Source organism: Dyella sp. PARNA 12/25, from assembly GCF_055702865.1.
The window spans coordinates 1-13,690 of record NZ_JBVQCI010000007.1; the positions used below are offsets into that span (position 1 = coordinate 1).

The 13,690-nt window shown below is 59.2% G+C and carries 15 protein-coding genes; 12 read left to right on the forward strand and 3 right to left on the reverse strand.

All coding sequences use genetic code 11. The annotated features are described in order from the left end of the window. Nucleotides 1–131: 131 nt before the first annotated feature. From AC0GUR_RS14065 to AC0GUR_RS14090, 6 genes are all read left to right on the forward strand, one after another. Nucleotides 132–449 (forward strand): DUF7957 family protein, encoded by a 318-nt coding sequence (locus AC0GUR_RS14065; RefSeq protein WP_472878309.1) that lies wholly within the window; start codon nucleotides 132–134, stop codon nucleotides 447–449. A gap of 192 nt (nucleotides 450–641) precedes the next feature. Further along, complete coding sequence (locus AC0GUR_RS14070; protein WP_472878121.1) at nucleotides 642–1,463, forward strand: hypothetical protein; 822 nt, start codon at nucleotides 642–644, stop codon at nucleotides 1,461–1,463. 808 nt (nucleotides 1,464–2,271) lie between these two features. Next, a complete protein-coding gene (locus AC0GUR_RS14075) occupies nucleotides 2,272–4,110 on the forward strand; it encodes a tetratricopeptide repeat protein (RefSeq protein WP_472878122.1) in 1,839 nt (612 codons plus the stop codon). A 303-nt stretch (nucleotides 4,111–4,413) separates the two neighbouring features. Continuing rightward, nucleotides 4,414–4,797 (forward strand): hypothetical protein, encoded by a 384-nt coding sequence (locus tag AC0GUR_RS14080; protein WP_472878123.1) that lies wholly within the window; start codon nucleotides 4,414–4,416, stop codon nucleotides 4,795–4,797. 68 nt (nucleotides 4,798–4,865) lie between these two features. Further along, nucleotides 4,866–5,387 carry a demethoxyubiquinone hydroxylase family protein gene (locus AC0GUR_RS14085; RefSeq protein WP_472878124.1) on the forward strand — a complete coding sequence of 174 codons (522 nt, stop codon included), beginning with the start codon at nucleotides 4,866–4,868 and terminating at the stop codon, nucleotides 5,385–5,387. Nucleotides 5,388–6,289: 902 nt separating this feature from the next. Beyond that, complete coding sequence (locus tag AC0GUR_RS14090; RefSeq protein WP_472878125.1) at nucleotides 6,290–6,661, forward strand: VOC family protein; 372 nt, start codon at nucleotides 6,290–6,292, stop codon at nucleotides 6,659–6,661. Nucleotides 6,662–6,872: 211 nt separating this feature from the next. Here AC0GUR_RS14090 and AC0GUR_RS14095 read toward each other — a convergent pair whose 3' ends face one another. The 3 genes from AC0GUR_RS14095 to AC0GUR_RS14105 all read right to left on the reverse strand — a co-directional run bounded on the left by AC0GUR_RS14095 (nucleotide 6,873) and on the right by AC0GUR_RS14105 (nucleotide 8,459). Next, entirely contained in the window at nucleotides 6,873–7,187 is a 315-nt protein-coding gene (locus AC0GUR_RS14095; protein ID WP_472878126.1) for a HigA family addiction module antitoxin, read from the reverse strand. Nucleotides 7,188–7,339: 152 nt separating this feature from the next. Further along, on the reverse strand, nucleotides 7,340–7,669 hold the full coding sequence (locus AC0GUR_RS14100) for a hypothetical protein (RefSeq protein ID WP_472878127.1): 330 nt from the start codon (nucleotides 7,667–7,669) through the stop codon (nucleotides 7,340–7,342). A 259-nt stretch (nucleotides 7,670–7,928) separates the two neighbouring features. Beyond that, the gene (locus tag AC0GUR_RS14105) at nucleotides 7,929–8,459 is read right to left on the reverse strand and encodes a nuclear transport factor 2 family protein (RefSeq protein ID WP_472878128.1); all 531 of its coding nucleotides are present in this window, start codon (nucleotides 8,457–8,459) and stop codon (nucleotides 7,929–7,931) included. Nucleotides 8,460–8,653: 194 nt separating this feature from the next. On the opposite strand from AC0GUR_RS14105, the gene AC0GUR_RS14110 reads away from it, so the two are divergent. The 6 genes from AC0GUR_RS14110 to AC0GUR_RS14135 all read left to right on the forward strand — a co-directional run bounded on the left by AC0GUR_RS14110 (nucleotide 8,654) and on the right by AC0GUR_RS14135 (nucleotide 13,675). Beyond that, on the forward strand, nucleotides 8,654–9,067 hold the full coding sequence (locus AC0GUR_RS14110) for a VOC family protein (RefSeq protein WP_472878129.1): 414 nt from the start codon (nucleotides 8,654–8,656) through the stop codon (nucleotides 9,065–9,067). A 245-nt stretch (nucleotides 9,068–9,312) separates the two neighbouring features. Then, nucleotides 9,313–9,780 carry a nuclear transport factor 2 family protein gene (locus tag AC0GUR_RS14115; protein WP_472878130.1) on the forward strand — a complete coding sequence of 156 codons (468 nt, stop codon included), beginning with the start codon at nucleotides 9,313–9,315 and terminating at the stop codon, nucleotides 9,778–9,780. A gap of 802 nt (nucleotides 9,781–10,582) precedes the next feature. Continuing rightward, nucleotides 10,583–10,963 carry a rhodanese-like domain-containing protein gene (locus AC0GUR_RS14120; RefSeq protein WP_472878131.1) on the forward strand — a complete coding sequence of 127 codons (381 nt, stop codon included), beginning with the start codon at nucleotides 10,583–10,585 and terminating at the stop codon, nucleotides 10,961–10,963. A gap of 39 nt (nucleotides 10,964–11,002) precedes the next feature. After that, on the forward strand, nucleotides 11,003–11,917 hold the full coding sequence (rocF, locus tag AC0GUR_RS14125) for an arginase (RefSeq protein WP_472878132.1): 915 nt from the start codon (nucleotides 11,003–11,005) through the stop codon (nucleotides 11,915–11,917). Nucleotides 11,918–11,952: 35 nt separating this feature from the next. Beyond that, nucleotides 11,953–13,314 carry a tryptophan--tRNA ligase gene (locus AC0GUR_RS14130; RefSeq protein WP_472878133.1) on the forward strand — a complete coding sequence of 454 codons (1,362 nt, stop codon included), beginning with the start codon at nucleotides 11,953–11,955 and terminating at the stop codon, nucleotides 13,312–13,314. A gap of 34 nt (nucleotides 13,315–13,348) precedes the next feature. Next, nucleotides 13,349–13,675 carry a hypothetical protein gene (locus AC0GUR_RS14135; RefSeq protein WP_472878134.1) on the forward strand — a complete coding sequence of 109 codons (327 nt, stop codon included), beginning with the start codon at nucleotides 13,349–13,351 and terminating at the stop codon, nucleotides 13,673–13,675. Nucleotides 13,676–13,690 lie beyond the last annotated feature (15 nt).

Below are 13,690 nucleotides of genomic sequence, written 5' to 3' on the forward strand. Positions count from 1 at the left end.
GCAACACTCCTTCCGCTTGCGCGTCTATAGTGTGTTGCGTTGACCGGCTGAAGTCGCAACCCAGAGCGGACCTTAGGGGCTATGGGGCTCTTAGACGGGAGAGGACTTTGAAGCTCGGATTTCAGGGAAGTATGGTTGCCGGTCCCAGTGGACCGATTGAGGTCGGATACCCGGTCCTCGATGCCCGTCGAGTCGCGGACGTTGTCGTGGTTCTTTGCGATTGGATGGCCTTTCCGAGAGGTGAGCCAGCCAGAAATCTCTTTGGTTATAGCTTCACTGGCGAGAATCTTTGGCGGGTGGAAGACATAGGAATGGGGGAAGTGGATGCGTACACCGGCATCACTTCCGAAGACCCTCTGTCCGCGTTCAATTTCGCTTGCTTCGCTTGCTTCGCTTGCACGATCGACTACAAGTCAGGCCAAGTGACGTCTAAGCAGTTCACAAAGTGAATTCTCGATAGGTCCGCTTCCGACCCATAGCGGACCTTGTAAGAAAAGGGGCGGAGGTAGCTGAATCGTGAGAACCGATGTCTCGACTACCTCCTTCCCCTTTGATTGACGAGCCGGTAAGCAGCCAATGAGGCGAAAAGCAGCCCGGATGAACATCTGGACGTTGTATCTTGAAAGTAGAAGGGGAGGGGAATGCAGGCACAGGCTTTGAAAGTCATCCTGATGGCAGTGGGCGGACTGGTACTCCTGGGCGCCATACTTGTTGGATACATACGCAATCTCAATCGTGTGGCACCTGTTGTAAATAACCCTGCGTTCGAGGTGCAAGGCGCCGACGCGGACAAGCGGTTCGCAAGGCTGGATGGCAAGGCCAATCTCTGGTTTGTGCTATTGACCATTGGCTTTGGACTCCTGGCATACCTTCTCTTTGACGCCCTTCTCGCCGTAAGGGTCATGGTGCTTCCGCCGGCTCTTATGACGTATGCCGCGGCACACGTGCTTCTGGTCCTGGCCGCGATGTTTGCAGGGATGGGTGTGGCTATCATCGTCTTCTGCGCCCTCTTTCGTCGCCGCCTGGGTGACGATGCGCGCTGGTATATCTACTACGCTTCTATTCGACGGTATGGCTGCGATTACGAGCGGCTCTGTCGAGGGCTGGGTTACGGCGTGCTTTTTCTCGTCGCCTTGTTGCTGTTCTTCGGCGTCAATTCGTATGTTCAGGTCCGGGAAACTGCACTTGCAGTGCATCCGTTCCTCGGCTTGCGGGAACAGGTGCATTCCTTCGGCGATATCACCGGCATAGACACGTCGGGAAAATTCGTTGCACCCAATGGTCGAATCCGGCACGAACGTGACTACGTCGTGCACTTCAAGGACGGCAGCCGCTGGGTAGCCAGCAACCTGCCTTCCGGCGACGTCTATGACCGCAAGCAGATAGTCGATGTGCTGGCCAAGCGGGCCAACGTGACCATTGTTGAAGTGCCTGTCTTCTCGACCAGCGATGTATACGATTAGCAGAAGGGTGGCCACCGAGATCGGCAAAGGGGCCTGCAAGGGGAGGAGGTAGTTAAATCGGAAGAGCCGATGCCATAACTACCTCCATATCCTTTGTCTCTCTGTCTTTCGCTGTCCGCTTCCGACCCGAAGGGGGCATAGCCAAAACGGGTTTCAAAAAAGGGGGTTACCGTTGAAAGCGAGCGCCATCGCGAACTTGGCCTTGATGCTTGTCCTGCTGGGCTGGCTGTTGATGGTCTACGGGTACTTTGCGTCCAAACAAAGGGGTCAGAGACAATTTCTGTCTCCTGATAGCGTCGACAAGGCATTCTCAGCCTGAGATTCGCTTTAAGAAATGTCTCTGACCCTTTTGTTCGTCTAGGTCACGGCGATAATTGAGATTTACCTATTTCGGGTCCGCATCCGAAGCAAAGCAGACTCACCCCCTGAGGCGCGCCGATGATTGCTGGGTACATTCTTTTTGGCGGTTTGATCGCGACGTTCGCTTGCGTCTTCGTCTTTTTGACCATCTTTATCGTGCGGGGCGCCAAGTACAGAGATCGGTCCGAACCCGAATACTCTCGTCTGACTTGGGGAAATCCTTTGAATGCGCTCTTCATTGAGCGCGTCTTAACCCCTGTAGGCCTCAGGTTCCGCAGCCTGCTTCTAAAGACGCTCATGGCTATATGGGCCCTTGTCTTGGTGGCCGGAATCGTGGCCAACTGGATTGGCTAGGGGCGGACTCAACTGCAAACAAAGGGGTTAGAGACAATTTCTGTCTCCTGAGAGCGTCGACAAGGCATTCTCAGCCTGAGATTCCCTTTAGGAAATGTCTCTGACCCTTTTGTTCGCAGCAAGCTGGAAGTGTCAGCTTCGGGATGTCGGCTGGGCACCCGGTATCGTTGCTGCGAACGAGGCAATGTGTGGGGGCTGGTGTGGTCTGCAGTCGATTCGAAGCGAACTACGGCCGGGCGATAGGTCGCTCAGTTTCCTGCCAGGCGATCAGCCCTACTTGCCGCTGTTTACAAGACGTCGTTATCAGGACTTATTTCTCAGGGGGAGATTCATGAACGATACGGATGTGCGTAATGAAGGTGCGTCGAATCAAAGAGGGAAGACCCCACGGCAGACCGTGCTGTTGGCGGCGCTGCTGGCAGTTATCGCCATCCCGTTTGCGGCCTCCCGGCTAATCCCGACGCACGAAGACCAAGCGCATGGCGGCCAGCCTGAACAAGTGGACCCATCGCAATACGCCGCCTTCCTCAAGGCCGTAACCGAAGCCGATGCGACGGCCGACCCGCAGCAGCGTTGCCTCGCATATCCGGATCTACCCGGAAGCCACTGGAACGCTGAAACCACGCGCGCGTACTGTGAGCTACGCACCCACAAGACCATGAGGCTTTCCGAGATCGACGAACTGCTCAAGCAGGGGCACGCAGCCGATGTCGATCGAGCCTTTCAGAGCTATCTGGATGAGCAGCTGAAGCAACCGGGCCATCCCGGCATTCTCGACATTGCCTTTGCCAACGCAGGCTTCTACGAGTCTTCGGCCGAAGCGCGAAGGGTTATCAATGCATGGAAGCGGCAGGCGCCGGAAAGCGCTTTTGCCATGGCCGCCAGCGGTGTCCAGTACGTGGATGCCGCCCAGTCCGTCCGCGGCGACGACGCTGCGGCGGACGTTGGCGCGCAGCAGATGACCGATATGCGTGATCTGCTCGTGTTAGCCCGCGAGGATATGGATGGCGCGGTAGCGACCATTCCCTCGATGACGGCGGTTTACGGATCGATGATCCACCTTGGCGGCCTGATCGGTGATCGGAAATACCAGCAACAGGCTGCTGTCTCGGGCCTGAGGGCTGATCCGTACAACTTCAGCATCCGGATCCAGATGATGAACCAGGCACAGCCGCAATGGGGGCGGCGGTTTGGAGGCTTGGCACGACAGCAGGAGAACGACGAGGCAGACGCGGCGCACAATCCATTGCTGCGCATGGTGGCGCAGAATCCTCAGGTGTACCGGGCGTATTGCAATTGCAGCGCCTATGAAACGCATCGCCGTGTCGAGCACGCCATCGATCGAAATCTCAGCTCGGGCAACCTGGTCAACCTCGCGGCGTCCGTTTACGACACCGACCCGCGTATGGCCGTGGAGATCTACTCTGAAGCGCTCCGCTTTGATCCCTCCGAGGAAGACGCATTGCGGTGGCGGTCCCAGCTGATGATCAAACTGGGCGACAAGCAGGGTGCCATTGATACCGTCGCAGCGGCATCCAGCCGATTTCCTGAGAACAGTACCTTGGCCACGCTGGTAGCGAATATCTATCAACAGGCAGGTCGTTTTCAGGAATCAGAGAAGACGTACCTCGCTGTGATCGAACGATACCCGGACGCCTTGTCAGCCATGTCCCAGTTGGGCGACTTGTACAACCACGAAGCGCACCAGCCGGAAAAGGCGAAGGCGCTGGCCGATACGTTGATTGCGCAGCACCCGGATTACCCAGAGGGCTACATCGTGCGAGCGTGCTATTTGATGGACCACGACTTGCCGGGTCGCTACGAAACGATCCACTACTTTATCGATCACTATGGGAATCAGCCGAGATTCCAGAAGCCGGTCGCGCAAATGCAGGCCTACCTCGCCAAACATCCCGAGCCGACGGGTGCGTAGAGCAATCCCGAAGAAGGGGGGAGTTCTTCTTCAAAAGAACCAGCGAGAAATGGGGCCAGAGTGCACTTCAAACAAAGGGGTCAGAGACAATTTCTGTCTCCTGATAGCGTCGACAAGGCATTCTCAGCCTGAGATTCGCTTTAGGAAATGTCTCTGACCCTTTTGTTCCTCCGGCTTGGTATGGCGCTAGGATCGGCGTGTTGGCTTTCGGGGTGTTTTCACACAGGCTGGACCCAAAGCCGACATTGCCGCAGACGGTGGCCGGCCCCTTTCTTTAACCGAGAGCAACAGGATCTTTCTTGAATGGCTTGGACGACGTCATACGTTGACGCACTGCGCGACTTCGAGATCGAGGCCATACGCATACTGGCCTCTGAGGTTCTGACGCACGAACAGCTTGAAGGGCTGAAAAGGCTTAAGGTGCCCGCTCGCTATGAGTACACAGGATGCGGCTACTTCCTGACAGTTGCCGACCCCGAACTTCCGGCTGAACGGCGAGCCTTGAACGTGCCGCCCATCATCGGGACGGCCGACGATGTCGTGAGCGGGTTCATCGTATTCCTTGGCGTGCACGAGCTCACACTTGAATGCCATACGTGGGGCGTCGCCGATGTGCCGGCAGACTTTCGCCAGAGAGATGTTCTTGTCCAGGAGCCGAGCCCTGAGAGCTTCATAAGACCCATTTGAGGAAAGGTCCGCTTCCGATCCGGAGCGGACCTAACAGATATACGTGCGGTCATGCATAGGAGTTGGGGATGGCACGGACGGATCTGGGAACCCGAATCTTGAAGGTGGACCACGCCGGTGAGTTTGGCGCGATTTCGATTTACACAGGTCAGATCTGGCTGGCCCACCTTCGGGCTCGAGACTTGGTTCCAGAGCTCATCGAATTCAGATCCCACGAACGCGGTCATCGCGCGATCTTTGCTGCTGAGCTTGAGCGCAGGGGACAGCGGCGATGCAGGAGCTACGCTCTGTGTGGAATCGGTGGGTTTCTACTTGGTGTCTTCACCGGATTGGCCGGACGTTCGGCAATATCTGCGACAACGGTTGCCGTCGAGAGCGTGGTTCTCCGTCACCTGGAAGAACAATTGCGGATCTTGCAGGGTGTGGACGAGGCGGCCGTTTCCGCGATCTCTTCGATCGCCTCCGAGGAACGGGAACATCACGATCGATCTTCAGCACACGTTGTCGCCACCAGCTTTTGGTATCTCGCGCTTAGCCCGATTGTTGCGGGAGCTACCGAAGCTGTGATCTGGCTTGGAATGAAGCTTTGATACGATCAGTGGTGTCCGCCACCAAACCGGAGCGGACCTTGCGCGAATCAATAAGGTCGGAGCGTTGATGAACTGGGCAGAACAGGGCTGCGAGGCATGTAGGCAGGGTGTTCTTTCGGGGGAATGGTCACCCGAAGCAGTGGCACGTACAGGTGGAACTAACCTTCCTCCCAAACGAGTCGTAAGCAACCTCCAGGCCCACGCATACCTTCATCACTGCGACCGCTGTGGCGCCTGGTGGCAGTTTGGCGAGCGCTCCGCCAAGGTCATCAGCGAGGCTGAGGCAAGACAGACGTTCCGGTCATACTTTGTAACGCGCTGATGTCTGCTTCCGACCCGAAGCCGACATATTCTGGGCACTTCGCCTCCATGTAATCACCGCACGCTCGCGGAAAGCGTTGGAGAAGAGTGATGAATCGGGCGCCTTATCTGATTGCGCTAATGCTGGCGACCAGTCTGGCTGGTTGTTGCGACAACGAGGTAGAGCAGACGGTAAGTTCACCCTCAGGTGAATCAAAGGCCTTTGTCTTCAATCGCGACTGCGGCGCGACGGTCGGGTTCAATACTCAGGTTTCCATTGCTCCCGAGGCGACCGATGCACCAAGGGGAGTAGGAAACGCTTTGGTTCTGAATGGGCAAGTGGCTCTGCAACTTCACTGGGTCTCGGATCGGGAGCTGGCAATCAGCGGACTTGGGACAGCGAGGGTGTCTGTGCAGAACGCTTCAGTTGGCAAGGTGACGATCACGTATTCGCCATAATGAATACGTCCGCTTCCGATCCAACGTGGACGGTAAGCATTGGTTTCCTTTTGCAGGGAGGAGGCGCTGCCCACAGTCACTCTTTGTGGACAGCCTGCGTCCGGAGGACAATGCATTCCAGTGCCTCAATGAGGATGCGGAACATGGCCCGATTTCAGCCTGATGGATGGCCCACTGTCACGCCCCGGATCGTCACCTCCGACGCAGAAGGCCTGGTCGCCTTTATCAAGACGGTCTTCAATGCGCAGGGCGAGCTTCATCCGGGACGACCGGCCGAACTGCGCATCGGCGATTCCATGCTGATGATCAGCGATGGCGGCGGTCAGCGCGACATGATGCCCGCCTTTCTGTACGTCTATGTTGAAGACACCGGTTCGACCTACGAGCGGGCGATAGCGGCCAATTCGGTGTCGCTGGAAGCGCCCACCGACACGCCTTACGGTGACAGGCGGGCCATGGTGAGGGACGGCTGGGGGAACACTTGGCAGATCGCTACACGAGGCAACAAAGGCTGATCCCCTTGGGCGCCGGCAATGTGAGGGAACATCCGGGTCTGCGTGGCATCGCCCCTGCTGGGTACCCCACGGATCGAATGATCGCCCTTTCCCGGATTGCCCCCTGCCCAATAAAGGGATCAGAGTGCTTTTCTTGCTCCATCGCTCTCGCCAAGCCTGCCCAAGCATCGCGCTGACAAATTTTCCCAAGCGAATGCGTTGTCGCATTTGCCTAGCCCGCCATCGGGGACGCTGCGCGACACTTATCCCACTCGCGCGCCAGGTCGTAGCGCGCTTGTAGCGCCAGCCAATAGAACCCGGTGGTACCGAGAACGGTCGCCAGTCGTATCGCGTGGTTGGCAGTCACCGGGCGGCTGCCCAGAATGAATGCTCTGATGTGCGCGACCGGAATGCCGGTGCGGCGAGCGAGCTGCGGGTTGTTCAACATCTGCGGTAGCAGATAGTCATGCAGCAGCACTTGTCCCGGGCAACGCAAGGGCAGTGAGGGTGCCACGCTGATGCGTGGCGTGAGTTTGATCAGATCCATGGGCCGGCGTTCCAGTTGGGCACGGCAAAACCGCGCAGGCGCGACTACGCTAATCCGTGTAGGGGAATGACCTAATTGCCCGTCCGTGATCATCCAGGTGTGGCGCATCGGCCCGAGAGCCGATGCGCCACGGGGACGATCATCGGACGGGGTTAAACAGTCACTGGTGGCTCGGGACCGAGCATGCCGGCGTAGTGGTCCAGGCAATGAATGGCCGTGGTGAGGTAGGCAATAAATTCACCAGAAACGGGCCATGCCACCGGTTTGACCGGCAGGCCCGATGCCTCGGCCTCCCGATAGCGCGCAATGTCGATCCGCAAACGCATCAAGGCGTAGGCCGCCAATGCAGGATCGACAGGAAACGCCAACAACCGTGAGGTGCCTTGGGTGCCCGCTGGGTGCGGGCGGCCGGGTCGGGCAGTGAGGGTGCCGTCAGGGGGATCTGACGGGCGAGCGCGTGCCGTATGATCGCGGATAGCCATGATCAACTTCCAGATAGCTGGTTATGGTTAGCGGGTCGTAGGTGGTTCCAAGCACCTGCGGCCCGCGCCTCATGACATTGCTGCCATGGTCGCTCGCGTAGCCCCAAACAATAACGGCGCGAGCGACCTGCCGAACGTAGCAGAACCCCAGCACACTCGCCTGTCAGGTTTTATCTTGACGTTGCTAGCGAAGAAGCCTTGTCGTTGGAGGCGTCTTCCTCCGCCGGGAAAAGGGGCGGAGGTCGTTAAAGAGGCCGCCTCACTTGATGGCGTGATGGCCGTAGCTAAATACCCGAGTGATGCGCCATCCATCAGGCGTCTGGTGCCAGACGATCAGGAATTTGGCGGCGCCAAAGCACTTTCCGGTTTTGATATCGCAGAACTCCTGGCTGCCCTCTTCAATGGCGCCAAATCCCTTGATCGGATAGACCTCCAGACTTCCTGGCGTCAGTTGACGGCGATAGTTGCCGCAGACATTACGGCGCGTCTTGTCGACGTAATCTTCCCTCGTCCAACTCACGCCACCGTTGTCGTGATAGAACTCGATGTTCGGGTCCAGGAACGTGGCGTGCTTTTCCAGTTGATCGGGCACATCGCAGTGATTGAATGTGCCGAAGAACTCAGAGTCCAACGCCGAGACAGTACGGTAAAGCGTCTCTTGGTTCGTCGAATCATTCGGGCTGGCTTGGTCGATGGGCTGTGCCGGCAGAGCTTGTGCGGCAAGAGCGAAGGCCATAGCTGTTCCGATGGAGATCCATTTCATTCTTGAGTCCTTGAGGTTGGTACGCATGAGGTGAAACCGATCTTCATGTTCGCTTTCGACCGTTGTCAAACACAGCGTGCGGCGTGACGTGTCATCGAGGCCGGCATGGGCACCTCGTGCATCTTTCACCTGTCGCGGCTATTGTCGATTCTCCCTCGCCCTGTTCGTCGATAAGAAGCCGAGGCAATCCTGCTGCGGCTTACACCTATAAGGCCCAGAAAATGAGCAAGATGCTCTTCGTCAATCTGCCTGTCACCGACCTGAAGCGTTCCAAGGCGTTCTACGAGTCTGTTGGCGCGGTCAACAACCCGGCTTTCAGTGACGACACCGCGGCGTGCATGGTGTTCTCCGAAACGATTTACGCCATGTTGCTCACGCACGATAAGTGGCGCCAGTTCACCAGCAAGCGGATTGTCGATGCACACACGGACGCGCAGGTGCTGCTGTGCCTGTCGGCGGACAGTCGCGACGAGGTATCGAGTCTGGTCGACAAGGCCAGCGGCGCCGGCGGCAAGGCCGACCCCACGCCCGTGCAGGATTACGGCTTCATGTTTGGACGCAGCTTTGAAGACCCGGATGGTCATATCTGGGAAGTGATGTGGATGAACCCGGAAGCCATCCCGCCGCAGGGCTGAGTACTTCCTCGGTCGAAAGAAACAAGGTCAGAGACACGTTCTTCGGCGCGGAGCATGTCTCTGACCTGGTCAGGGCAACACCCGCGTGATGTTCACGCTCGATCGGGTATTACTTGCGATCAGTTTTTGGGTGCGATAGACGCAAGCGTGTCGGCCGCCGCTGCCGGTCATGGCGGCCACTTGAATCGCTCAGCTGCGTTCGCCACCTCTGTTGGTTCCCTGGTCATGGTTACGTCGAGGTGTTTATGGAAATCCGTCAGCCCGTTCCTCCGTTCACCCTCGAAACGGCGAGGCAGAAAGTGCGGTTGGCGGAAGATGCCTGGAATAGTCGCGACCCAGAGCGCGTCTCGTTGGCGTATTCGGAACATACCCACTGGCGCAATCGCGCCGAATTCATCGACGGTCGCGCGGCAGCCAAGGCTTTCTTGACTCGCAAATGGAACCGCGAGCTCGACTACCGTTTGATCAAGGAACTCTGGACGTTTGGCGGAAACCGCATCGCGGTGCGCTTTGCCTACGAGTGGCATGACGACTCGGGGCAGTGGTATCGCAGTTATGGAAACGAGAACTGGGAGTTCAACGAGGCTGGGTTGATGACTCACCGTCACGCCAGCATCAACGATCAGCCGATCGGTGAGGCCGAACGGAAATATCACTGGCCTCACGGGCGTCGCCCGGACGAGCATCCGGAACTCAGTTCGTTTGGGTTTTAGAGCCGGGTACGCAACGTAAGGGCATCCAGCCCTTTCAGCGTTCAATCCTCTGCCTCAACGTCATCCCCGCGAAAGCGGGGATCCAGTGACTTTCGTTTTCACCGCACGCTTTAAAGGCGCTGGATCCCCGCTTTCGCGGGGATGACGTTGAGGGGGTTCGAGGCGTTGAGAGGCTCGAGGCGTTGAGGGGTTCGAGGCGTTGAGGGGGCTCGAGGCGTCGAGGGGCTCGAGGCGTTGAGGGAGTTCGAGACGTTGAGGGGGTTCGAGGCGTTGAGAGGCTCGAGGCGTTGAGGGAGTTCGAGGCGTTGAGAGGCTCGAGGCGTTGAGGGGGTTCGAGGCGTTGAGGCGCTCGAGGCGTTGAGGGGGTTCGAGGCGTTGAGAGGCTCGAGGCGTTGAGGGGTTCGAGGCGTTGAGGGAGTTCGAGGCGTTGAGGGGCTCGAGGCGTTGAGGGAGTTCGAGGCGGTGAGGGGGCTCGAGGCGTTGAGGGGATTCGAAGCGTTGCGCCGTGCTCACCCTGCCCAGTTGTGCCAGTGACTTTCGATGCGAAGAGCAAGCCGCTGGGCGCTTCGCCTGCCAGGCGGCTTCATGGTGCAAGCGGGCTATCGGTCGAGCCAACGACGCCGCTGACGAACGGCCGCTGCCGGGTAGAATGGCCAGATCGCGAAGCCTGAAAACAGGGAAAGTTGGCTTGCTTTGCCGGTACTATGGGCGACGGCTGGAACGCTAGCCTATCAATTATTCAACATATTCAACGTGTTGGCGGTCTTTTGGGTTGCCGCCTCACTGGATGAGGGTGTCCCGCATGCGCAAAGGCCTTATGGCCCTGTTTCTGGTGCTGGCGGGTATGTGCTCTGCCATCGCCGCGGAGCCTCCGCTCACGGCCGGGCAGTTGGTGGAACGCCAGCAGGCCGGGCAGGCGCCGCTGCTGCTCGACGTGCGCCACTCCGACGAGTACCTCGATGGTCACATCGCTGGCGCACTGAATATCCCGGTGGAAGAGTTGGCCAGTCGAGCCGGTGTGCTGGGCGTGCCGCGTGATAGCGAGATCGTGGTGTACTGCGTTTCCGGCCGTCGTGCGGCGCTGGCGCAGCAAACGCTGGAGTCGCTGGGCTACAGCCACGTACGCGTACTCGAAGGCAGCCTCAATGCGTGGCGTCAGCAACAGCTTCCCCTGACACACTGACGCCACTGCACTTTTCGTTACCCACATTCACAGGTCTTCATGGTCAACAAGGCACTTTCCCTGATCGGCGTTCCCACCGATATCGGCGCGGGTCATCGCGGCGCATCGATGGGGCCCGAAGCATTGCGTGTGGCCAATCTGGTTGCGCGTCTGCAGCGACGCGGGTTGGACGTGGTCGATCGCGGCAACTTGCAGGGGCCGCTGAACCCCTGGCAGCCGCCGCAGGATGGTTACCGGCACTTGCCTGAAGTGGTGGCATGGAACGAGGCCGTGCACACGGCCATCTACACCGAGCTGACCGATGGGCGACTGCCGGTGATGCTGGGCGGCGACCATTGCCTGGCCATTGGTTCGATCAGCGCCGTGGCGCGCTATTGCCGGGAACAGGGCAAGAAGCTGCGCGTGCTGTGGCTGGATGCGCACGCCGACTTCAATACGGCTGATGTGACGCCGTCGGGCAATATCCACGGCATGCCGGTGGCTTGCCTGTGTGGCAATGGCCCCAAGCCATTGGTGGAACTGGGCGGCCATGTGCCCGCCACCACGCCGGATGTGTACCGTCAGATCGGCATCCGTTCGGTGGATGAGGGCGAGAAGCGTCTGGTGCGCGAATCGCGCGTCAGCATCTTCGACATGCGCCACATCGACGAAGTGGGCATGAAGCGCTCAATGGAAGAAGCACTGGCCGATGTGGACGAAAACACGCATCTGCACATTAGCTTCGATGTGGATTTTCTGGACCCGACCATCGCGCCGGGCGTGGGCACCACGGTGCGCGGTGGCCCGAATTACCGCGAAGCCCAGCTGTGCATGGAAATGATTGCCGACACCGGCCGCATGGGTTCGCTCGACATCGTCGAACTCAATCCTGCTTTTGACAAAAGGAACCAGACCGCACGCCTTGCGGTGGATCTGGTCGAATCGCTGTTCGGCAAATCCACGCTGATCCGCTGAAACTATTTACGACACGAAACCAAGAACGAGAGCTCATGAAAACCCGCGTACTCACTGGCATCACCACCACTGGCACACCGCATCTCGGTAACTATGTCGGCGCGATCCGCCCGGCGGTGGCGGCTAGTTGGCGTGATGACGTGGATGCGTTCTATTTCATGGCCGACTACCACGCGCTGATCAAGAGCGACGATCCGGCACGTATCGAGCGCTCCCGTCTGGAGATTGCCGCGACGTGGCTGGCCGCTGGTCTCGATCCGCAGAAGGTCACGTTCTATCGTCAGTCGGATATCCCCGAGATTCCGGAGCTGACCTGGTTCCTCACCTGCGTCACGGCGAAGGGGCTGCTCAATCGCGCCCACGCGTACAAGGCGGCGGTGGACAAGAATGCGGAAACCGGTGAAGACCCGGATGCCGGCGTTACCGCGGGTCTGTACATGTATCCCGTGCTGATGGCCGCCGACATCCTGGCGTTCAACGCGAACAAGGTGCCGGTGGGTCGCGACCAGATCCAGCACATCGAAATGGCGCGCGATATCGCGCAGCGTTTCAACCATATCTACGGCCGCGAATTTTTCGTGCAGCCGGAAGTGGTGATCGAGGAACAGGTGGCCACGTTGCCAGGCCTGGACGGTCGCAAGATGTCCAAGAGCTACGACAACACCATTCCGCTGTTCGCCGGCGGGCAGAAGCAGTTGCGCGAAACCATCATGCGCATCGTCACCGATTCGCGTTTGCCGGGTGAAGCGAAAGACCCGGACAGCTCGTCGCTGTTCACCATCTTCCGCGCCTTTGCCAGTGAGGCCGAATCGACCGCATTCCGTCAGGCGCTGGTGAACGGCATCGGCTGGGGTGAGGCCAAGCAGGTGCTGTTTGAGCGTATCGAGGCAGACGTCGCGCCGATGCGCGAAAGCTACGACGCATTGATCGCACGTCCGGCCGTGATTGAAGAGATTTTGCAGGAAGGCGCCCGCAAGGCACGCGCCATCGCCGCGCCGAAGGTGGCTGAACTGCGCGACGCCATCGGCCTGCGCTCGGGCGTTTCCGTTGCACCGCAGGCCAGCGCCGCGAAGGCGGCCGCCAAGGCCGGCAAGGCGCCGCGCTTTGCAAGCTTCCGCGACGGCGATGGCAGCTTCCGCTTCCGCCTGTTCTCCGGTGATGGTGAAGAGCTGTTGCTGTCGAAGTCGTTTGCCGACCCCAAGGCCGCGGGTGTGCTGCAGAAGCGCATCAAGGAGCTGGGCGCTGCTGCTGTGCTTCACGTGCAGCCGTTGGCGCTGGTGCTGGAGCTCGATGGCGAGCACGTGGCTGCCACGCCCACCTACGACGGTGAGCCGGCCCGTGACGAAGCGCTGGTGCGCCTGCGTGGCGCGCTGGAACAGCTGGCCACGCAAGAGTGATCATTGCCAACGCCCGCGCCGAGTGATCTGACCCATGCGTTATCTCCCCATTCTGTTGCTGATTCCGTGGCTGCTCGTTTTGAGCTGGGCGTATTGGGCTTACCCCAAGAGCCTGCCGCGCACGCGGCCACGCCGCACATTTGACGTGGCGGCGTTGCTGCTGGCGGCGTTTGCCACCGTGCAATGCGCCACCACCGCTTTCGACACGGCGACGGTGCCGGTGGCGGGCGAGTTTGGTCCCAGCAGCGGCGCCATCTGGCAGCAGGTATTGCCGGCGTTGTATGGCTATGGCGGTTGTGTGGTGGTACTGGTGCTGGCGCTGATCGTGCGTCATCTCGTTTGGCGCCCGCAGGCACGTTGATAGACGGAAACCCTT

Bases quoted from the DNA above. Each gene is read 5' to 3' on its own strand.
- AC0GUR_RS14105 (WP_472878128.1), bottom strand. From the start codon at position 8,459: ATGCGTACCAACCTCAAGGACTCAAGAATGAAATGGATCTCCATCGGA.
- AC0GUR_RS14065 (WP_472878309.1), top strand. From the start codon at position 132: ATGGTTGCCGGTCCCAGTGGACCGATTGAGGTCGGATACCCGGTCCTC.
- AC0GUR_RS14075 (WP_472878122.1), top strand. From the start codon at position 2,272: ATGTCTCTGACCCTTTTGTTCGCAGCAAGCTGGAAGTGTCAGCTTCGG.
- AC0GUR_RS14110 (WP_472878129.1), top strand. From the start codon at position 8,654: ATGAGCAAGATGCTCTTCGTCAATCTGCCTGTCACCGACCTGAAGCGT.
- AC0GUR_RS14100 (WP_472878127.1), bottom strand. From the start codon at position 7,669: ATGGCTATCCGCGATCATACGGCACGCGCTCGCCCGTCAGATCCCCCT.
- AC0GUR_RS14090 (WP_472878125.1), top strand. From the start codon at position 6,290: ATGGCCCGATTTCAGCCTGATGGATGGCCCACTGTCACGCCCCGGATC.
- AC0GUR_RS14120 (WP_472878131.1), top strand. From the start codon at position 10,583: ATGCGCAAAGGCCTTATGGCCCTGTTTCTGGTGCTGGCGGGTATGTGC.
- AC0GUR_RS14085 (WP_472878124.1), top strand. From the start codon at position 4,866: ATGGCACGGACGGATCTGGGAACCCGAATCTTGAAGGTGGACCACGCC.
- AC0GUR_RS14135 (WP_472878134.1), top strand. From the start codon at position 13,349: ATGCGTTATCTCCCCATTCTGTTGCTGATTCCGTGGCTGCTCGTTTTG.
- AC0GUR_RS14115 (WP_472878130.1), top strand. From the start codon at position 9,313: ATGGAAATCCGTCAGCCCGTTCCTCCGTTCACCCTCGAAACGGCGAGG.
- rocF (WP_472878132.1), top strand. From the start codon at position 11,003: ATGGTCAACAAGGCACTTTCCCTGATCGGCGTTCCCACCGATATCGGC.
- AC0GUR_RS14080 (WP_472878123.1), top strand. From the start codon at position 4,414: ATGGCTTGGACGACGTCATACGTTGACGCACTGCGCGACTTCGAGATC.
- AC0GUR_RS14070 (WP_472878121.1), top strand. From the start codon at position 642: ATGCAGGCACAGGCTTTGAAAGTCATCCTGATGGCAGTGGGCGGACTG.
- AC0GUR_RS14130 (WP_472878133.1), top strand. From the start codon at position 11,953: ATGAAAACCCGCGTACTCACTGGCATCACCACCACTGGCACACCGCAT.
- AC0GUR_RS14095 (WP_472878126.1), bottom strand. From the start codon at position 7,187: ATGGATCTGATCAAACTCACGCCACGCATCAGCGTGGCACCCTCACTG.